The organism is Bradyrhizobium sp. USDA 4341 (genome assembly GCF_054063755.1).
Genome location: NZ_JBSSGO010000002.1, coordinates 7,892,855 through 7,912,867 on the forward strand (window position 1 = coordinate 7,892,855; position 20,013 = coordinate 7,912,867).

Below are 20,013 nucleotides of genomic sequence, written 5' to 3' on the forward strand. Positions count from 1 at the left end.
CAAACCAGAACAAGTCGCCAGGGAGGATGATCAAAACAACGGAGACCGCCTCATGCTGCATATCGCTTCCGCACGCGAAAGACCTGCCTCAGAAGTGGAGCCGCAACGCGAGCTCTCCGTCGAGCCATTGCGCGAGAGCGCACTGACCGGCATCTTCGAAATATCGAAGATACTGACCGCTCCTTGCCGGCTTGAAGTTACCTTGGCCCACGTTCTCGATCTTCTGCAATCGTTTGTGCAGATGCGACACGGCATCGTCTCACTGTTCGACGATGACGGGATGCCAGACATCACCGTGGGCGACGGCTGGAGCGAAGGCAGCGACGAACGGTACCGGGCGCGCTTGCCCCGGAAGGCGATCAACCAAATCGTCGCGGAGGACCGGCCTCTTGTCGCCGAGGATGTGGCAGCCGAGCCGGCATTCAGCGCTGCCGACCTCGAGGTGCTGGGCGCCTCGGATAATACACCCGTCTCGTTCATCGGAGTGCCAATTCGCATCGACCCCAAGGTCGTGGGTACGCTGACAGTCGACCGTATCCGCGACGAAAGGTCGAGTCTCCGGCTCGATCACGACACACGGCTGCTTGCCATGATCGCCAATCTGGTGGGACAGACAGTGAAGCTGCACCGCTTGTTCGCCTGCGACCGCGAACGGCTGATGGTGGAGAAGGACCGGCTACAAAAGCAATTGTTTGAGCTTAGGCAACCTGCACGGGATCGTAAGAAGGTCCACGTTCATGGCATCATTGGCGACAGCCCGGCGCTCCGTGGGCTTCTCGAGAAGATCGCGATCGTAGCCAAATCGAACAGCACGGTTCTACTGCGCGGTGAATCCGGGACCGGAAAGGAACTGGTAGCCAAAGCCATTCACGAGTCGTCATCTCGAGCCAAGCGGCCCTTCGTCAAACTGAATTGCGCGGCGCTGCCTGAGACGGTCCTGGAGTCCGAATTGTTTGGCCATGAAAAAGGTGCCTTCACCGGCGCGTTCAGCTCGCGCAAGGGGCGCTTCGAGCTTGCTGACAAAGGGACACTATTTCTAGACGAGATCGGCGAGATTTCGGCGCCGTTCCAGGCGAAATTGCTGCGAGTTCTGCAAGAGCAGGAGTTCGAGCGCGTCGGCAGCAACCAGACCATCAAGGTCGATGTTCGTGTCATAGCAGCGACCAACAGGAACCTGGAAGAGGCCGTAGCGAAGAGCGAGTTTCGCGCAGACCTTTACTATCGGATCAGCGTCGTTCCTTTGCTCCTGCCGCCGCTGCGTGAGCGGCGCAGTGATATTCCGCTGCTGGCCAGCGAGTTTCTCAGGAACTTCAATAACGAGAACGGGCGTGCGCTGACCTTGGATGCGAGCGCGATTGATGTGCTGATGAATTGCGGCTTTCCCGGAAATGTCCGAGAGCTCGAAAACTGCATTCAGCGCACGGCGACGCTGTCCGCCGGGCCAGCGATCGTGAGAAATGATTTCGCTTGTTGCCACGGCCAATGTCTTTCCGCCATGCTGTGGAAAAGTACATCGGAGGAGATGATCATGCCGGCGGTCCCGAGCACGCCGGTACTGGCTAAGTCGATCACTCCGCTACCTGAAGCGACCGCGCCGGCTCCGCCAGGCGGCAGCGAGTTGGCCTCGCTGGCTGCTCCTCCCGGCACAGTCCTCGTAAGTGGCGCGAAGATCGCCGATCGCGAGCGAGTCATTGCAGCCATGGAAAAATCTGGATGGGTGCAGGCAAAAGCAGCGCGCTTGCTGGGGCTAACGCCGCGTCAGATTGGTTACGCGTTGAGGAAATACGGAATCGAGATCAAGCGGTTTTGAGCGCAAGGATCTTGGCGTCACTTACCTAACGTGCCCGGCGGCGGCACGGCGCTGTCGCGGCTTCGACGCATGTCGGTATTCGTCCCTCACAAAACCGGGCCAGGTCGCTCGATCGCCTCCGTCCAGGCCTTTGTAATGGCGAGCACAGTCCAAGGAGAGTCGTTGTGGTACGAGACTTGCTGTTCTCTTCGCAGTGTCGCAACTTCTGGAGCAACTCCGTGCACAATGTCGTCTGCATCAAACAGGTTCCCGACTCTGCACAGATTCGCGTGCACCCCGTTACCAATACGATCATGCGTCAGGGCGTGCCGACCATCATCAACCCATATGACCTCTTTGCGCTTGAGGCCGCGCTGGAACTGCGCGATCGGTTTGGCGGCGAAATAACCGTGCTTACAATGGGCCCGCCGTCGGCGGAAGACTCTTTGAGGAAGGCGCTGACCTATGGCGCCGATCGCGCCGTACTGCTCACCGATCGATGCTTTGCGGGCTCCGACACCCTTGCCACGACGTATGCACTAGCAACAGCCATCCGAAAGATCGGTAAGGAATATGGCCCGGTAAACCTCATCTTCACGGGCAAGCAGACCATCGACGGCGATACCGCGCAGGTTGGGCCCGGCATCGCAAAGCGCCTGGGCGTGCTGCAGCTTACCTACGTCGCCAAGGTCAGGTCCCTGGATCTCGCCGCACACACAATCGAAGCGGAACGACGTTCCGAAGGTGGTATCCAGGTCCTGCACACGAGGCTGCCCTGTCTCGTCACCATGCTGGAGGCGACAAACCAGATTCGGCGCGGCGCGATGGCGGATGCATTACGTGCCGCACGGGCGCCGATCGTGAAATGGAGCGCGCACGACGCAGGCGTTGAGGACATCTCCAAATGCGGTCTCAAGGGCTCACCGACCGTCGTCAAGCGAGTGTTCGCCCCCTCTGCACGCGCTGAGAAGGCGGCCTTGGTTGAGGCCACGGAGCAACCCGCGCAGGCGCTGATAGACGCTATTTTCAAGTATCAACCCAAGCTCGAAGCCGATCTTGCGGTATCAGCCCGTGATGCTTGATCTGGATAGAAGGTCAGTCAGACCAAAACACAAGTCCAGCTTCGAGATGGCGGTGACGACGAGGCGAAACCGGTCCGCATCCGGGAGCACCACGCTAGGGCGATGCCGTTTGCACGCCCAAGGTGCTGTCATTTGGCTCAGGGTGTGAACGGTCCGCTGTTCTCGACGGTTTGGCGGTGCCCCGATAGATGGTCAGTGCCGCGATGATGCCGAGCGTGGCTGAAAACATCAGCCAATACGCCGGTGAAGCCTTGTCGTTGGTCCGCTCAATGAGCCAGGTCGAGGCCAACGGCGTAAAGGTCCCAAACAAGGCGGCCGCGAGTGCGAAGGCCAGGGAAAAGCAAGTTGTGCGCACATGCGCGGGCACGATCTCAACGAGCGCGCCCAACATAGTTCCGCTGTAGGTGCCAAAATAGAACGAGAACATCATCGCGACCGCCAACAGCTTGCCGAAGGTGGGAGCGCTTACCAGCCAGTTCAAAGCCGGATACGCGCTCATCAATGCAAGGCCGGCAATGGCGAGCAGAACTGGCTTTCGGCCGATACGGTCGGAGACGGCGCCGCCAATTGGATTCCAGATGAAATTGGTCATGGCGACCAGGAGCGTCACAAGGAGAGCATCCTGAGCGGACAGCTTCAAGACTGTCTTGCCGAAAGTGGGCGTGTAAACGGTGACGAAATAGAAGGTCGTTGTGCTCAGGATCGCCATCATCATTCCGAGAACGACTATGCGCCAGCCGAGCAGCGCCGAGGCAAAGATCTCGCGGGCTTTCGGATGCTTCTTCATCACCAGAAATTCCGGCGTTTCCTCCAGTGTTCGACGAAGAAGGAAGATAAGCGGGATGATAAGGCAGCCGAGAAAAAACGGAATGCGCCACCCCCAGGAGGCGACGGTTTCGGCCGGCATCGACTCGTTCAGCAGGTAGCCCACGCTCGCCGCGACAAAGATCGCGACCTGCTGGCTAGAGGATTGAAAGGATGTATAGAAGCCGCGATTGCCTGGGGTTGCGATCTCCGCCAGGTAGACTGTAACGCCGCCGACCTCGACGCCGGCGGAAAAACCCTGCAGCAGCCGTCCAGCCAAAACGATAATCGGGGCTGCAATGCCAATGGTCGCGTAACTGGGACAGAAAGCGATAATGACAGTGCCGATCGCCATGATCGATAGTGTGATGATCAGGCCTTTTCGACGGCCGATCTGATCGATATAGGCGCCGAGGACGATTGCGCCTACTGGACGCATTAAGGCACCCAACCAGAACACGCCGAAAGTGTTGACCAACGAGGCTGTTTCACTTTCGGATGGGAAGAAGGCTCGTCCGATAGCGCTGGCGTAAAAGCCAAACAGGAAGAAGTCAAATTGCTCGAGAAAATTGCCGCTGGTTGCACGCAGGATCGCATTGACGCGCGATTTAACCGTCCCGTGTTGAATAAGTGTCTGTGACAAGCGAGTTTCCTTCCCGTCAAAAAATGGCCGGTTCGGAAAACCTCACGCGAGCCCAATTGCATCAGGCCGTGACTTTGTCATTGGTGACATTACCGACCGAGCGGAAGGCGCCTGATCTTTTCGGCGTATTTTCGGCGATAATTAGATTAGTGCACATATTTCAGCGCCAGTTCGCGGAGCACCAGCAGATCTCAACGCCAATTGCCGCAAGCTCACTTCACCTCAAACAAGAATTGACGAATACCTGAGGCGATTCGTTCGCCGGCTCACGGCAGCTATGAGGCTTGTTCGGGCGATTCTGGCGGTCAAGGACGTATGCCCCTCGTGGGCAGAGGCTGGCACTTATTCGCTGCTCGATTTCCGACAGCCATGCAAACCGTGTCAGACTCAAGACACCTGTCCTGACGAGCCGGCATGAACGTTTTACCAAACTATTCCGAAACTTATGGCGCGAGACCAGGGTTGGCACGGCGATTGCTGGAAACGTGCAAGACCACAGGAGCGGACGAGTGCAGGCGGAACGGGTAAGAGCAGCGGCGCTGTTTTCTCAGACGCTCGTGGGGGCGAGCTGCCGACATCTCGCGCAGATCGCGGCGGAAGCTCCTAAGAGCACGTTAGACACGCCTCCTTCTAGCAGCGCTGTCCCAAGCGCGTAGCCAGTCAAAAATGAGCAATGAGCAGAAACCGCGGAGACTTGCGACCGACGTCAAGGGAGGCTCGATCGCGCAAACAGAGCCCCCTCCTGTGACGCAAAATCCCGATGCTTTTGGGCGGGCCAATAACTCACCATGAATCTGCGCGTGATGTCTGGAGGCGCCAACCATGCGCGGAATTGGACCGATCTGGATCGTAATCCGACAGAATTATCGCCGCTTCAATCAATGGGCGTGCTCCATGTGTGAACAGGATTGGGCTCAAGACGCCCGGCTAAGGGGGCCGCGAGGATGCAAAGGGTAGAGTTCGCCTCGGAGGCGACGGCGATCATGAGCGCCATCGCGCCAACTAGCTCGTCTGTCTCGACTGGCCAATAGCTGGTCCCGACGAGAATTCGCTTCTTCAGGGCTCGTTCTCCCCTCATGGCTATCGTCCAAATGACGTCTTCTCAAGCTTCTCGATTTTCGCCGGATCAGCATCCGCAGAGTTTTTGCGCGCATTTGACTGAGCGTGCGCTAGCTCTGTTTGGCGCGCATCCCTTTGCTGAGGAGCTGTCCGAAGAGCAGGTTGGTAGCCTGCTGCCTGAATACCTGGCGATGTCACAGGCGTTTCCCTACCTGCAGGCAGGGTCGCAAAAAGATCTCATATTCGATGCAATGCATCATAATCGGGATCTTCCCAGGGATATTGAACTGACCAGCGTCGTCGCTAATTTCATTTGTTGGGATGAGACGGGCGGCTATGGCCGAGTTCTCCAGGGTGGCAAGGCGGCGCTACCCGATATTCTGCTGACCGAAAATTTTCACTCAAATCTGCTTAGAAGGGATGCATCGCGACTGCTCGGCAGAGCAATACGTCCCAACTATAGCGCCACGACGAACCGGTACCTGCATTCTCTCTATGATGGGTTGTCAGCGAAAGACCCCGTGGTGCGTTGCGCCTACATGGTCGCCTTTGAGTTGCATGCTGCGGACATGATCCAGGCGCTGTGGACCACTACGGTCAAAACCTTTGATGCGAGCCCCGACGATCTTGAGTACTTCCGGAGCCACGTCGGTGGAACAGATCCAGCCGAGCAGTATCATGGAGAAATGACAAGCCGCCTCATTGGCGAACTTGTTCCGGCTGATCGCAACGGTTTCTTTTTGAACGAGTTCGATCGAGCCTATCGACTGAACTTGCAGTGGTGCCACGATCTGCTCCGGATTGTCTCACTTGAGCAAAACGACCGATCTGAAATCGAACACCGTGGCCATTGTCATTGTGGTTCTGTCAAATTCCGCGTCCGGGCGCCGCGGCAGCTCTCTGCAGTTCGATGCAATTGCTCGATCTGCCGGATGTCTGGATTTATGCACTTGCTGGTACCTGGCGATAGGCTCACGATTGAATGTGGCGAAGAGTTCCTCATCACTTATCAGTTCAACAAGAACATCGCCCGACACACGTTTTGTCGGGTTTGCGGGGTCAAGCCATTCTATCGGCCGCGGTCGAACCCAGCCGGATTCAGCATCAATGTTCGATGCCTGGATAAAACAACGATCGAAAGCATCAGAATAGACGAGTTCGATGGCGAGCATTGGGAACAAGCATTCGGCTCGATGCAACCAGGACCCAGGCTCTGCATCGAAGAACAAACCCCGGAGTGAACCCAATGGCGCGTTCAGCAAATGACAAAAAGGGCCTACTTTCAGAAGGGGCTCTGACGAAATTCCGCGTAGAGCTCTTGGTGAAGGGCACGATCGTGATCGGCTCCCAGACGTTATTTACACAGGATGAACTGGCGAGGATCAATCAGCTGCAGGCTGAGATTCCCGAAGAAGAGGTACGGTTGGGAGATGCCGGCGACTCGCACAACGTCTTTGTCAAACGCGTGAGGGTGGACCCGCCCGGCCGCAGTCCCAGCAATGTGGATGGCGCAGCGCCGAGGCAAATCATCGATCTGCTTGAAAGGAAAGACCGCGGATTCGCATTAAAAACGATCCTGGGAGCATCGTCAGATTATGTGATTCGCAGATGCCAGTTGCATCGTATGCCTCCCGGTTCGTTTGTTGGCATCCATTTGGATGCCGAGAGCGATCCAGACTTTGAGTACTCCGTAATTGTGCAGCTCGCGCAAGATTTTGAGGGTGGCGAATTCGTCGTATATCCGAGCGCGTACGAGCAGCAGGTGTTTCGACCACCATTTGGTGCGGTGCTTGTTACAACATGTAGGCTGCGGCATGAGGTGAAGCCTGTATCCGCCGGGGAGCGCCGGTCGCTGGTCTACTTCTGTTCGAAGCGCAGCGGCACAAACCGACGCGTCATCGAAAGCTCTACCAGCGGCCATGAAGCAAGTTAGCTCGAGTACCTGCGAGTAAGATGAGTGGCGCGGAGGTCTCACGCTGAGTTCGGCAGATCGCACCCATCTTGCGGAAGATCTGTCCTGCGAAGCGGTTTGTCGCTGCGGAACGCGCTGTCAAATCGGATCCGCCGAAGACCGTCGGCGAGAGCCATTCGGAAAGGAATGACGTGGTGACCGGTCAAGGTCCCGCAGCGAGCTCGCGCGCACAAAGGGGGCGTCGGCCGTTCCAGATTCCACCGGAACGGGGTGACGAAGACGTTGGTCAAAGTGGGAACCGGGCGCTTCGAACAGTGAACACGTTTTTGCTGGGTCCATCTGTTTTGGAGGGCCAGTGCGGAGACGCGTTCGTTGGGCGCCGATCGTCAGCTGATCCGCCCGCTGCAATGAGCCTGGCGGTAGATGGTGGAATTCAGCGACCGAATTGCTCTGGCTTAAGGGAGTCGGCGCAAACACCCGCGCGGACAGGCTGCTCCTCGCCCAGGCTGCCAAAATGCTGAGCGGAGCCATGGAAGAAGCCACGATCGCACAACTTGCCTCATAAGAATACTGGGGCAACATCGCGGCACGACCTCGTCACTGTTTTCGAACTGCGGGTGTTCCGGCGCGTGCTCGACCGTGTTGTCGCGCCGCTCGTAGAAAGCTGCGGGCTCGTCAGGTTCTCGACAGCTATCCGGCCTAGCATAACAGGCGGATGCTGGGACCATTTGGGACGGTGTGTGCGAAACCGGGGTTTAGTGCAAAGGGCAGGCGAAGAAAAGCGGTTAGCTGATGCTCTAATCGCACTCGCTCGATTGCCCGATTGTCCATGTGGCAGCCGAGACCCAGATATTTCACCGTCGAAAGTGACCGCGAATGAACTTTCCCTCTCATGGTCGCGCGCTTCAGCAGTCGGGCAGCGTGGGCGCGCAAGACAACTCGTCGGTCTCCCCCTCGGCGGACGCGGCGGCGTTCGAACAACAGCTGGGAGAGATCGCCGATGCGGGTAGTGGCGTGCCGGAGCAGACCTCCGCCCGGCTGGTCGGCGCATGGCGAAGCGAGGGGCTGCCCCTTACGGATACCGATGAGCATGAATATTCGACGCTATCGCATGGCGGAAGCTCCCGGGCGATGCTGGTGCCCTCCGTGCAGCAGCCGAGTCAGGCAGTGTGGGCTTTTGCAGGCCGTAGCAGTGAGCCCCTTTATTTTGAAGATGTGCCTCTCGTCGAGGCACTAAGAGCGGCACTCATCAAGCGCGGATTCAAGGAGCGTACGGCGAAGGGGCACGTCGATTCTCTTCTCAGATTTGGACGCTGGCTCGTTCAACACAGCAAGCAGGGAATTGCCGAGCGTCTTCACGACAGTACGCTGAACAGCGATGCAGCGGCTTTCAAAGAGAGTGGCGAGCGGGGTATCCTTACTGCGCTCGGCCATCTGCGGACCTCTCAGGTGGCGGGCGGAGTGGAGTTGATCCCGTCGCGGGCTAGCCCCTGTGCTCAGGACGCCGAGCTCATCAAGGAGTACAGGTCGACTGTCATTAACGAGCGTAAGAAGGAAGCAGCGACGGCATACAAGTATGGAACTGCCCTAGGCAGATTCAGTAAGTACCTGCGTAACAATGCCAAGTCCGCCATCGCTGCCCGGCTTCACGACAATTCGCTGGATGAAGACCTCATGCGCTATGAGGCCACCCCTGGTTATCACCCGAAGGTTCGAGCTGCACTGACCGACTTGCGAAAGACACTGGCTGGCGATGACGCGGTCGAGCTTGATGGCGGTATTCGTCCCGACTCGGAAGCCGCGGCCGTAACGGGTGAAATGTGGTCGGCAGACGCCGTTGCGCCCGACAGCGTGTGGCACCGAACGGTCGGCTGGCCAGAGATGCTGCCTGCGCAAGGTCACGAGCAGGATGCGCCCTCGAGCGTCATGGATCAACCGAGCCCCTCGGCTTATCTGGCGCCGCAAGCGGGCCAGGTCGGGCGCAGCGCCGATCTCCTTTATTCCGAGGATATTCCCCTCATTCTCGAGCTTAGGGAGGCGCTCCTCAGGTGCGGGGCCGCCGAGAGCACAGCCAGGAGCAATGTCGATTATCTTTTAGGCTTCGACCGCTGGCTCTTTGGCAACGACAGGCCGGCAATGGCGGAACGGCTTGACCACGAGATGCTGGATGAAGAGATCGAGGAATTCATAGCAAAGGGCGGTGCCACGAACGTGCGTACGGCACTGGCTCATTTGCGGACCTCTCAGGCAGCGGGCGGAGTTGCGCCGGTCGCAGGCCAACCTGACCTAAAGGCCTATCCGGACGACGCGGCACGCATCAAGCAGTACAAGGAAGACGCGGCGGCCGCCGGCACATCAAAGATTGCCAGGACCTATGCAAGTGTTATGACCGATTTCAGTCACTACCTGCGCGAAAATAACAGGCAGAGCATTGCCGCTCGCCTCGACGAGGATGGGCTGGATAAGGATCAGTCGCTCATCGAAGATATGGATCTCTATCGGCAATCCGGTGGCTCCGAGGGCGATCCGTGCCGCGCTAAATCATTTGCGGACCGGTGGGAGAAAACCTGCATCTCTGCATGCTGAGGATGCGTCGCTCATTTCCGCGCTTGAGAACGCACTCATCAAGGCGAACTTCGAGAAGATCACCGCCCAAACCAATGGACGGATTCTCCGAAGATTCAGCCGATGGCTTTTTGCAAACGAAAAGCTGGCCATTGCTGCCAGGCTTTACGATAAGTCGCTGGATAAGGATGCAGCAGCTTTTGACAAGAGCGGCAAACGGCGCGCTCTCACGGCACTGGCACATCTGCGGGCCTCACAGGCGGCAGACGGAATTGCACCCAATGCAAGTCGCGCCAAAACGGTCGCGAACCTCTTCCATCCCGAAGACGCGCAGCTTGTTTCGGCGCTCGAGAAGGCACTCGTCGCAGCCAGATACGAAGAGGCAAGCGCCCAGGCGATCGCCCGTCATATTCGCAAATTGAGCCAGTGGCTGTTAGCAAATAACAAACCGGCGATTGCCGCCCGGACCGGAGAGGAGTCGCTTGATAAAGATGCCGCGTCATTTAAGGCGAATGGGGGCGAGCAGCAGATCACGGCGTCACTGGCTCATCTGCGGGCCTCTCAGTCGGCTGCCGGGATTGCGCCAAGGAAGCCCCGTGCTGAGCTCAGCCCTTATCCCGAAGATGCGGACCTGATCAAAGACTACAAAGCCGCAGAATCCCGGCCGACTGCCAGAAACTATGCACCTTTCCTTATCGGTTTCAGCAATTACTTGCGCCAAAACCACAAGCAGAGCATTGCCGCCCGACTATCCGACGAGTCGCTGGATGAGGATGTCGAGACCTACAAGAGGTCCGGCGGTCATGCAAAGACCAGTGCCGCACTGGCACATCTGGCCAAATCGGCCGCAGGTGTTCGCGCCGTGGAACTCAGGCGCACGGCTGATAAGCTGCGCCGGACAATGCACCAATAGGAGCCGCCAATTCGCCTGTGGATGTTGCCACGGAAGAGTACGACCATCTCTCGGCGGTACCGCCTGCAGCCAGCATCCTCTCGCCGCTCGCGCGGACTCCGTACCCTCACGAGGCTCCAGATCCCGGTGAGCACGTAGACCCCTTGAGCGAGAACTACGAGAATGCGATTGCCGCAGACGGGCTGATCAATGCACCTGATTTGGGCGATTTCCTCTCCAGCGAGCACGTTTTTGGCGATGATGAGCATGAGGCGGCGGGCGCCAGACCGGCGAAGAGGCAAAGGATCGACAATGCTCCGCAAAACGGCGCGTTCGAGCGGTAGTCGAGCCAGATCAGCGTTTCAATAGCCGAAGCGTTGGCGCAGCCTCCAGCCAATCAGCCGGATGCTTCTGTTTCACAGGAGCAGAGTGGACAAGGCTACGGGATGGCGCCGCAAGCTGCCTCGGGGGACGTTGTGGACGCCGCTTCGCAGCAAGGACCGCCGCAGGGACCTGTCAGCTGGCCATTGCTTCTGCCGACGGCTTACGATCAGGATCAGCTCTGGGGGGCGTTGGAAGACCTTCCGGCGTGGTCCGGGTTAGCCAGCCCCGAGCGCGCGCCGGACGCAGAGCAAGTAGCACGGCCGGCAACAGCTGGATCCACCTCGAGCTGGTCGCTGCCGACGTCGCCCGACTTTGATTGAAGCATGCTGCCGGCAACGCCATCCTCTGTCGAGACGCGTTCGTCTGATGTCGAGCGGGGTGTCGAGGCCCTGATTGATTTGCTGTCTCAAGAATTGCGTGATGAAGGCCAGCTTGCGCCATCACGCACGCCAACTGATGCCGGGACCGAAGGCGTGACTCCCACAACCTCGGTGGATGGGCACAGCGGGCAGCGGCTTGGCCTGACCGAATGGTTGCACGACGAACATATCGCCGCCGATTACGCCCTGGTTGAAGAGGAGTTGTATTGCAACAATCCAGATCTTGTTCGCCAGACCGGATTCGTACAGCCGGCGCAAGCCCAGCTATTGCGCCTGGTTCCGAGTGAGAGCGCCCGCCTGCAGATCCTGCTGCAGATATTCAATGAGAATGATACAGTTGTCGCCAACCTCTTGTTCGTCCCGGTGAATGATGCTGGAGTTGCGGGCGGCGGATCGCATTGGTCGCTGCTGCTGGTTGATTGGCGCGTGCCGACAGCAGCGGTTGCCTATCACTATGACTCTGCCGGGCTTTGCAACAGTGCCGTTGCAGAATAGCTCGCAGCACGTCTCGGCTCCCGCTTTCAAGCGGCACGGATGGCCCAGCAGCAGAACGGTTATGAATGCCGAGTCTTCGTGGTGGACGCGACGCGAGCGCTGGTCGGACGATTGGCGCAAGGAGAGCGGCCGGACCGTGAGCCGCTGCACCTCGAGCGCCTCATCGCCGATCGACCGGCACTTCGGGATCGCCTCAGGACTGATCGCGGCTTGCGCTGACGGACTCCATCGGACCGCCGGCTTTCGCCCGTATCAGTCTCTCGGCTGAACAGCGCAGCCGGCAACGGATATCCGCATCATGCGAGACGGACGCGGATTTCGGGTCACCTCCCAGGTACCGTTCTCCAGCACGCTACCGGAAGCAGGGGCAAGTTCGAATGAATGGAGTGGCAAGATAGATGTGGTTACTGTGATTCCAATCAAACCAGTGTGAGGAGCCGTTGTTTCAGATCGCCGGCGGCGGCCCGGTCGTACGCAATCACGAGGCACTCCACCGTGCCAGCCTCCTCGTCAACGGCAAGCGGGATCACGCCCTGCTTGCGTGTGCCATCGAATAGAAAACCCTCCTTGGCGAAACGTTCATGTGCAGTCCGGAGCGAACTCGATCGAACGTTCCTCACGGATGAAATAACGTAGGAGCCGGAGTAGTCGAAGCCCAGGAGCCGGACGGCAATGCTGTGCAACACCGAGCCGCCACCCCAGCGGCCGTTCGCTTCATTGAATAGCAGCCGTCCGTCGTTCGCGAAAATTGCGTCAATATTAATTGGTCCGCGATATCCTAGATTGCGGACAAGGGATACGAATCGGTAGGCATGCGCCTGCGCAGTCAACCATTGCTCATTCCCCAGATCGCTTGGAAGCTCAAGTCCTGTCCAGATCAGAGCCCGTTCAGATCGATCGGTGCTTCGGCGTAGTCGAATATTCCCACTGTTGATGAAAGTGATTGAGCCATCACGCTCGATTTCATACTCGAGATAGAACGGAGTTCGCGCCAAGTGGTACGATTCGACCACCAGCGTCTTGCATGACGCAGTTGTCATCTCAGACCAAAATACGTCCGGATCGAACGACGGCCAGGCAATCTGTCGGGTCTCTCTCGCCCCGGGTAGCGGACCGTCTTCATTGCTGCTCAGAATGACATTTCCGACCCCGCCGGCCCCATTGTCCAGCTTCACAATGACCCTGCCGGTTTCGTGCCGGAGCGAGTTGACCGCTCGGAACAGTTCGTTCGAATTCGTCGTTATGGAACCATTGGGCAACGGAAGTGTGACACTTGTCGCCAGTTGACGGAAGTGGCTCTTGCGGTTCAATAGATCAGGCCCACGCTGTAGAGCGAATTCGTCGCCAGTCTGCTGTATACCCAGCACGGACGCCAGCCGCGCCACGCCTTCGCTGGAGTAGCAGGGATACATGCTCCAGGATGATTTCTGACGAATATGCCTGTTGATTTGCTCAACCATGCTGTTGGACAGCAGTGCGTAATCGTTGAGAATCGGCGGTTCGCGGCCGCCTCCAGGTACAAGCAATGAAAGACTGGAGGCGTCGAAATTAAGCGTCGCGCCAACGTAGGAGAGCAGATCCGTCGGGATAGATAGGGGGGACACTATCAGATCGCCCTCCTGAGCAAACCACGCCGAACGGTAAACCGAGTTGCCGGCGAGCGAAAGTTGAGCTGCTACCAGATCGGAGCCCGACATTTGCGCCGTGCCGGCATTCATGATTATGATCCGCGGCATCAGTGACCTTTGCGCATTGGGATGTGATCAGAGCGAGAGACGGTCAACAATGGCGAAGTCGCTGCAGCAGAGCCTGTAGATGCCCAGGCGGAAAAGCTCATTTTGCGCCGTCACGATGTCACCTGCGGGGTCGCTGAGAAGTAAAGCTAGCGTGCAATCCGCCGAACTCAATTGCCATTTGCTTTGTAGCTTGATCTCGCGTCAGCCTTCTTCAGCATGAAATGCTGGACCTTGCCCAACGCAGTTTTCGGTAGCTCTGGCGTGAAAATGATCTCGTGCGGTACCTTGAAACGGGCGAGCTGCGACCGGACATGCGCGATCAGCGCTTCTGCTTCGATCCGGGCGCCCGGTCGCCTGATTACATAAGCGACCGGTACTTCTTCCCAACGCGGATGCGGTCGACCGATGACGGCGCAATCTGCAACATCCGGATGACCAACAAGCACACGTTCAACTTCGGCCGGATAGATGTTCTCTCCACCGGAAATGATCAGGTTGTTCTTGCGGTCATGCACCCAAAAATACCCGTCGGCGTCGCGACTACCAATGTCGCCGGTGCGATACCAGCCACCGTCCAGAGCCTTGCGGGTTGTCTCTTGATCCTCCCAGTATCCGCAGAAGACGTTGGGCCCGCGTACTGCGATCTCGCCTGCGCCACCGGCCGGCAGCGTGTGCCCAGCATCATCCATGATCGCAGCTTCGCAACACAGACCTGCGAGGCCGCTCGATCCCTCGGGCACGCGACCCCCGCCGAGCTTAGTATACACAGCGATCGGGCAGGTCTCCGTCGAACCGTAAACCTGCAGGACCGGCGCGCCGCGCGCGACAAAGAGCTCGACAAGATCGTGGGGCACCATAGTAGATCCGGTACAGATTGCCCTGAGCGCGGAGAGGTCGGTGCTATCCCATCGGGCATTCTCGGTCAGGGCTCGCATCATGGCTGGCACCAAAACTGCCAGAGTGGGTCGATCGCGCTCGAACGCGTCGAGAGTGGTCTCCGGTGTAAAGCGGCTGTGGATAGTAACCGTCGCGCCGTGATGCAAACTGGGCGTCGTCTGGATGTTTAGTCCACCGACGTGGAACAGTGGCAGGACAGTCAAGGCGTGATCGGCCGAGGTGAGGTCATGCATGTGCTGACTCATGACGCCGTTCCAGAGCAGCGCTTCCTGACGCAGTACGGCACCTTTCGGTCGTCCTGTCGTGCCCGAAGTGTAGACGATCAAAAGCGGGCAAGACAGGTCCGCACCCGGATTGCGTCCGTCACCACAGTCTGCGTCCAGAAGATCGTCTAGTTTGTTTCCGCCGATAGGTGCAAAATCTAGCCCGACAACAGAAACAGAAGGCAGTTGCCTCGCGACAACAGGCAAGACTGCGTCGAAGGACCGCTCAACTAGCAACACGTTTGCTCCTGAGTGGGACAGAATGAACAGCTGCTCGGCGGGCGCGAGGCGCCAATTTAAAGGTACGAGAATTGCGCCGAGCCGCGCGCACGCATACAGCAGCACGAGATAGTCTGGTCGGTTCAGGCTAAGGATCGCGATCCGGTCTCCTCGCTCTACCCCGAACTGGCTCTTGAGGGCGCAAGCCGCCCGCCCTATCCGGCGATTGAGGCTCGCGTAGCTTAGAGTCTGCCCCTCGAAACGGATGGCGGCTTTATCAGGAGCATACGCTGCGTTGCGTTCAATTAGTGTGCAGAGGTCCAACTAAATCTCCATATGATCCAGCTCCGCGCAACGGTTCGAACAGGCCTCGCAACGCGCTCGCGAGGCCCACCACATGGTTCGGTGCCCGTTGCACAAGCGACAATCACACCCTTCGGCAGGACAACGCAGCTATTGATTGTTGTCACGGTTGCGATCAACAGATATTGCCTGGCGAATCGCTGGCGACTGATTACTCATTCTGTTCGGCTCGGCGGCGGTCGTGTGCATCTGCCGGTAGTGGTAGGCGCACCATGACGACTGTTTCTTGCCCGGTCTTTGACAGACAGGCTCGCCGCACATATAGGCAGCTCTGGTATCTCCATCCTTGAAACCGATGATGGCCCGGCATTGGCCTTCAGTATGGTCGATCAACAAGACCTTGTTGACGCCGTCAGGCTCTTTCAACTTGCTGCTCCAGGATACCAGGCAATCTCTTCGGTGCCGTTCCGGTCACGCCGAGTGACACTTGCAGCTGGGGCCCTTTGAAAACCTCTGGAGGCTCACGGCCTGTCGCACATCTGCGCGACGAGAATGCGCCGGCAGGCCGGCATGAGCGGAGCGAAGAGCCGGTTCGGCGGACTGCTTCTGGGGCTGTGTCCCGCCAGAAGAGGGGGGCGGGTTCAATATCGGGAAGAGGCCGCGCCCTGCAGTGGCGCTCCACCGAACCCTGCATTGATCTCGTCGGACGTCACCTGCTCGCTGCGGGCCCGGCTTGCGGCAGCCACAGTGTTGCGGTTCTGCAATGCCCAACCATTTGCAACTAGCCGCGAGCCGTAAGGCTGCGGTCAAGACGCGCTGCGTCACTGTTTCGACCGAAAGGCCGTCAGGGATGAAGATCATGACCAACCAGTCCGGGGTTGTTCTGACCAGCTCAGACATTCGTCAATCCTTCCAGTCCCGGCGGCGGATGAAGATGCGGGCCAACCGTAAGATCGTACAACTTAACGTTACGTCCGATTCAAGCCCTTTCTGACAATCTCGCCGTGAACATGCCAAAGGGTATATCGGGACGGACCTCCGGGACGGGTGGAGAGCTTCTAGCGCGCGATTTGCGTCAGAAAGTTGCGCTCCCATGAGAATGGTTCTGCGGCTGGCAGGGCCCTTGTCGAAAAGGCTCGCACGTCCAGCGATCGAGTGCTCGCGACCAGGAGCCGATTGCGCGACACCCTCCGCTTAAGTTCGCTCGCCTACCGATGCGTGGATTATCGCAGTGTCTGATAGAGGCGATACAGCAGCCGCGCGCGAGGTTCGATCGATGAAATATAGAGTTGCTCATAATGCGTGTGCGCGCCCTTGCCGTCTACGCCGAGGCCATCGAGGGTTGCGGTATGCGGCGCGGTGAAATTGGCATCGGAGCCGCCGCCGCTGAACGCGTCGAGCAGCTCGAAACCGATCTCGGCGGCAAGTTGCCTGGCGTGTTCGTAGAGCGAAGCGCCGGCCTTGCTCTTCTCATAGGGAGGACGGTTCAAGCCGCCCGATACTTTCAGGCGAACGCCATCGGTGCGCGAGGTCATTCGGAGAATTCTCGGCACCAACTCGTCTGCATGAGCCATAGTCGGCACGCGCAGGTCGACTTCCGCATAGGCCTGTTCGGCGATTACGTTCGGCTTGGTGCCGCCGCGGACGACGCCAACGTTGACGGTGATGCCGCGCGAAAGATCGTTCATCGCCTCGAGCATCTGGATCACATTGGCTAGCTCCCGGATCGCGCTACGGCCGTCCTCGGGGCGTTCGCCGGCGTGCGCCGGCGCGCCCTTGATGAACACATCGAAGCGGCCAACACCCTTCCGCCCGGTGACGATCTTGCCGCCGTCGCGCGCTGGTTCGGTAACCAGCACATATTTGGCCTTGCGGCCTTCGGCCTCGATCAGCGCCCGCGAGGTCGGACTGCCGATCTCCTCATCCGACACGTAGAGGTGGGTGATGCCGAGCGGCGGGCGCGCGTCGTCGGCGCAGATCTGCCGAAATGCATGATAGGCTAGATAGGCGCCGCCCTTCATGTCGTAGGTACCCGGGCCGAACGCGCTGTCACCGTTGATCTTGAACGGTAGTCGTCTTATGAATCCCATCGGATGAACTGTGTCGAGATGGCTCAACACCAGAATGCCCGGCACGCCCTGTCCCCAGGACGAGCGCGTGACCAGGTGATCGCCGCAGCCCTCACGTCCCGCAATGCGCTCGATGGTGGCCGGCAGGTCGCGATAGCCGGCCGCGACGACGTCGGCCAGCTTGTTGAGCTGATCCGGCCGTTCCGTCGGGGACTCGATCTCGACCCAGCGACGGATGCCATCGAGGATCGCGGAGGTTTCAAACGGGTAACTGGACATAGTCGTCTGATGCCTCTCGACTCTCGACCTTCATCACTCGCGCAAGATCATGGTAGGACCCACTTGCTCGCATCAGGATCGAGCACGGAGATCGCAGGTTGGCTGGCTATTGTGACGCAGTGTGCCTTTGATCCATGATGTTGCCGCGACACTGATGCTACGCGCCTGCCGTGGAGAACTGAGCTACCAAAGCCGGTAGTTTACGTCGGGCTATGCGGGTTCAACGTGCGGTGGGAGGGTTTAGTTAGTCGCGAGGTACGCGCGCTTTTCAATGCGGTGAGCCCGGTAGAAACAAAACCGTCCACGATTGCGCGGATGACTGTTCGATAACTATCGCTCCAGCACCGGTCGTCCGCTCAACGCGTATTCCATTCTAACGACATTCTGCGCAGAATTCGGCAAGCGGCAAGATTCGGAGCGCGCGCTGGAAGTTGGACAATGGACAGCCGCGGCCTGTCCGCGCTGCCGCAATTCGTCCGATAAAGATCCTATGTGTGCCAATGATATTGTGGTCATACGAAGCGCATTCGAGCGCGCAAAATGCTTTGGACAATAACGGCACATCAGCCATGCTTCGAGTCCAGGAAGCGGTGCCGAAGCGATGAACACCCGTCGCCGCCCCTGACCGCCAAAACGCAGAGCAAATCCTCCTCGTCGCTGCGGAGAAGATTGATTGCAGAGCTGCCCCTAGCGAATATCGCGTCGTGGGCCTTAGTGTAGGCGGATGCCAACAAGCAAGCACGACGAATGCCATGCAGATGGAGTCACAGAATTCGCCGTCAGGCCACGTCGTCCGCCGGCCGTTTCGGTCGTCACGATGGCGGCATCGCTTACCAGATTTCGTATAGCCTGACGAAGTCTGCCGGCTGGATAAACGGCGGTCTCAACCCAGGGGATAACTGGTGCTTCATAATCTGCTTTTGACCAGAGCGCGCCCTGGTTAGCGCGCTAAATTCACTCGCAAGAGAACACGCTTTTTTGCATCTAGCAGATGCACATCGAGCGTCGCGTGCAGCGAACCCCGCAGCTCGGGCGGGATCGAGCAATCTGTATCGATCAATTCACGAAACTTTCGAATGATGTGTTCTATCATTGCGATGGATCCGAGTGCTTCCAACTTCTGTGATGACATCATCTAATTATCTCCTTTGGAGCGCAGCGCATGCCGCGGGTCTCTATCTCGGCAACAGGTGTTGTTGGAGACTGCAATCAGGCGTTTCAGTCGAGCGGCTGCGCCGCCACCGTCAAGCGCATGTCGTGCAAGTGCGACGCCCTCCCGCAGCGTCTCGACGCGGCCGGCGACGATCAGCGCCGCCGCCGCATTCAAAAGTGCAGCGTCGCGAAATCGACCCGGAACGCCATCGAGGACGTTTTGCAGGGCGACGGCCTTGGCCTTCGCATCGCTGCACTCCAGCGCCTCCTTGCCGCAGCGAGCAAGCCCGGCATCTTCCGGCGTTACTTCGAAGGTGCGCACTGTGCCGGTCTCAAGCGCGGCAACGAAGGTCGGTCCGGCGAGGGTAACCTCGCCGAGGCCGTTAGAGCCATGAACGACCCATGCCGATTCGGTGCCGAGGTTCTTCAACACGTAAGCCAGAGGCTGAACCCATTCGCGAGCGAATATCCCAACGATCTGCCGCTTGACCCTGGTCGGATTGGACAGGAGCCCGATGAGGTTAAGGATGGTATGGGTCCCAAGTGCGGTCCGGATCTGGCCAACGCGCTGCATCGCTGGATAATGAGCCGACGCAAATGAGAAGCCGATTCCGGCTTCGTGCACGCAGCGCGCAACGGCCTCAGGCTTTAGGTCGACGTTGACACCGAGATGCGCCAATAGGTCTGCGGTGCTAGGGCCTGAAGATGTATCGCGGTTGGCATGCCTCGCAACAGGAACGCCGGTTCCGGCGACGATAAAGGAGGCGCACGTCGTCACGTTGGCCGAATACGCGACGGTATCGTTCGTACTAGCGATATCGATGGGATCGCATGCGACCTCGACCCGCGGCATTCTCTCGCGCACCGCGGAGACCGCACCGGTGATTTCTTCGACCGTTTCGCCCCTGACTCGCAATCCCATCAACAAGCCGCCGATCTGCGACGGTGTCGCATGACCCGACATCAGGCTGTCGAATGCTGACGCAGCTTCCTCACGCGTCAGAGTGGCGCCGTTGGCAACTTTAACGATAATTGATTTAAGCGTTTCCATCGACTTTACACGTTCATTTTTCCGGATCCGAAGCGTTTC

At 58.7% G+C, this 20,013-nt stretch carries 17 protein-coding genes; 9 read left to right on the forward strand and 8 right to left on the reverse strand.

Annotated features, from left to right (window positions below):
* Nucleotides 1-52 precede the first annotated feature (52 nt).
* Nucleotides 53-1,810 (forward strand): nif-specific transcriptional activator NifA, encoded by a 1,758-nt coding sequence (nifA, locus tag ACVIGB_RS43145; protein ID WP_456725289.1) that lies wholly within the window; start codon nucleotides 53-55, stop codon nucleotides 1,808-1,810.
* Nucleotides 1,811-2,028: 218 nt separating this feature from the next.
* Complete coding sequence (locus tag ACVIGB_RS43150; RefSeq protein ID WP_050421324.1) at nucleotides 2,029-2,871, forward strand: electron transfer flavoprotein subunit beta/FixA family protein; 843 nt, start codon at nucleotides 2,029-2,031, stop codon at nucleotides 2,869-2,871.
* A gap of 94 nt (nucleotides 2,872-2,965) precedes the next feature.
* Here ACVIGB_RS43150 and tcuC read toward each other — a convergent pair whose 3' ends face one another.
* A complete protein-coding gene (tcuC, locus tag ACVIGB_RS43155) occupies nucleotides 2,966-4,318 on the reverse strand; it encodes a tricarballylate/proton symporter TcuC (protein WP_456724751.1) in 1,353 nt (450 codons plus the stop codon).
* A 1,076-nt stretch (nucleotides 4,319-5,394) separates the two neighbouring features.
* Here tcuC and ACVIGB_RS43160 point away from each other — a divergent pair.
* From ACVIGB_RS43160 to ACVIGB_RS43190, 7 genes are all read left to right on the forward strand, one after another.
* Entirely contained in the window at nucleotides 5,395-6,618 is a 1,224-nt protein-coding gene (locus tag ACVIGB_RS43160; protein ID WP_456724750.1) for a GFA family protein, read from the forward strand.
* A gap of 5 nt (nucleotides 6,619-6,623) precedes the next feature.
* A complete protein-coding gene (locus ACVIGB_RS43165) occupies nucleotides 6,624-7,310 on the forward strand; it encodes a 2OG-Fe(II) oxygenase (RefSeq protein ID WP_456724749.1) in 687 nt (228 codons plus the stop codon).
* 855 nt (nucleotides 7,311-8,165) lie between these two features.
* Nucleotides 8,166-9,875, forward strand: coding sequence for a hypothetical protein (locus tag ACVIGB_RS43170; RefSeq protein WP_456749313.1), 1,710 nt, complete (start codon nucleotides 8,166-8,168; stop codon nucleotides 9,873-9,875).
* A complete protein-coding gene (locus ACVIGB_RS43175; protein WP_456749314.1) occupies nucleotides 9,835-10,767 on the forward strand; it encodes a hypothetical protein in 933 nt (310 codons plus the stop codon). The genes ACVIGB_RS43170 and ACVIGB_RS43175 overlap by 41 nt, the downstream gene beginning before the upstream one ends.
* A 143-nt stretch (nucleotides 10,768-10,910) precedes the next feature.
* The gene (locus ACVIGB_RS43180; RefSeq protein ID WP_456724747.1) at nucleotides 10,911-11,090 is read left to right on the forward strand and encodes a hypothetical protein; all 180 of its coding nucleotides are present in this window, start codon (nucleotides 10,911-10,913) and stop codon (nucleotides 11,088-11,090) included.
* Nucleotides 11,091-11,453: 363 nt separating this feature from the next.
* A complete protein-coding gene (locus tag ACVIGB_RS43185) occupies nucleotides 11,454-12,005 on the forward strand; it encodes a hypothetical protein (protein ID WP_456724746.1) in 552 nt (183 codons plus the stop codon).
* A gap of 39 nt (nucleotides 12,006-12,044) precedes the next feature.
* Nucleotides 12,045-12,224, forward strand: coding sequence for a hypothetical protein (locus ACVIGB_RS43190; RefSeq protein ID WP_456724745.1), 180 nt, complete (start codon nucleotides 12,045-12,047; stop codon nucleotides 12,222-12,224).
* A gap of 200 nt (nucleotides 12,225-12,424) precedes the next feature.
* Here ACVIGB_RS43190 and ACVIGB_RS43195 read toward each other — a convergent pair whose 3' ends face one another.
* The 7 genes from ACVIGB_RS43195 to trpD form a co-directional block, all read right to left on the reverse strand.
* Nucleotides 12,425-13,723 carry a preATP grasp domain-containing protein gene (locus tag ACVIGB_RS43195; RefSeq protein ID WP_456724744.1) on the reverse strand — a complete coding sequence of 433 codons (1,299 nt, stop codon included), beginning with the start codon at nucleotides 13,721-13,723 and terminating at the stop codon, nucleotides 12,425-12,427.
* Between the two features lie 185 nt (nucleotides 13,724-13,908).
* Nucleotides 13,909-15,444 carry a class I adenylate-forming enzyme family protein gene (locus ACVIGB_RS43200; RefSeq protein ID WP_456724743.1) on the reverse strand — a complete coding sequence of 512 codons (1,536 nt, stop codon included), beginning with the start codon at nucleotides 15,442-15,444 and terminating at the stop codon, nucleotides 13,909-13,911.
* Between the two features lie 129 nt (nucleotides 15,445-15,573).
* Nucleotides 15,574-15,849 carry a hypothetical protein gene (locus ACVIGB_RS43205; RefSeq protein ID WP_456724742.1) on the reverse strand — a complete coding sequence of 92 codons (276 nt, stop codon included), beginning with the start codon at nucleotides 15,847-15,849 and terminating at the stop codon, nucleotides 15,574-15,576.
* A gap of 797 nt (nucleotides 15,850-16,646) precedes the next feature.
* On the reverse strand, nucleotides 16,647-17,771 hold the full coding sequence (locus ACVIGB_RS43210; protein WP_456724741.1) for a M20 family metallopeptidase: 1,125 nt from the start codon (nucleotides 17,769-17,771) through the stop codon (nucleotides 16,647-16,649).
* A 373-nt stretch (nucleotides 17,772-18,144) separates the two neighbouring features.
* Complete coding sequence (locus tag ACVIGB_RS43215; protein ID WP_456724740.1) at nucleotides 18,145-18,525, reverse strand: flavin reductase; 381 nt, start codon at nucleotides 18,523-18,525, stop codon at nucleotides 18,145-18,147.
* Between the two features lie 186 nt (nucleotides 18,526-18,711).
* Complete coding sequence (locus ACVIGB_RS43220; RefSeq protein WP_456724739.1) at nucleotides 18,712-18,906, reverse strand: hypothetical protein; 195 nt, start codon at nucleotides 18,904-18,906, stop codon at nucleotides 18,712-18,714.
* Nucleotides 18,907-19,974, reverse strand: coding sequence for an anthranilate phosphoribosyltransferase (trpD, locus tag ACVIGB_RS43225; RefSeq protein WP_456724738.1), 1,068 nt, complete (start codon nucleotides 19,972-19,974; stop codon nucleotides 18,907-18,909).
* Nucleotides 19,975-20,013: the final 39 nt, after the last annotated feature.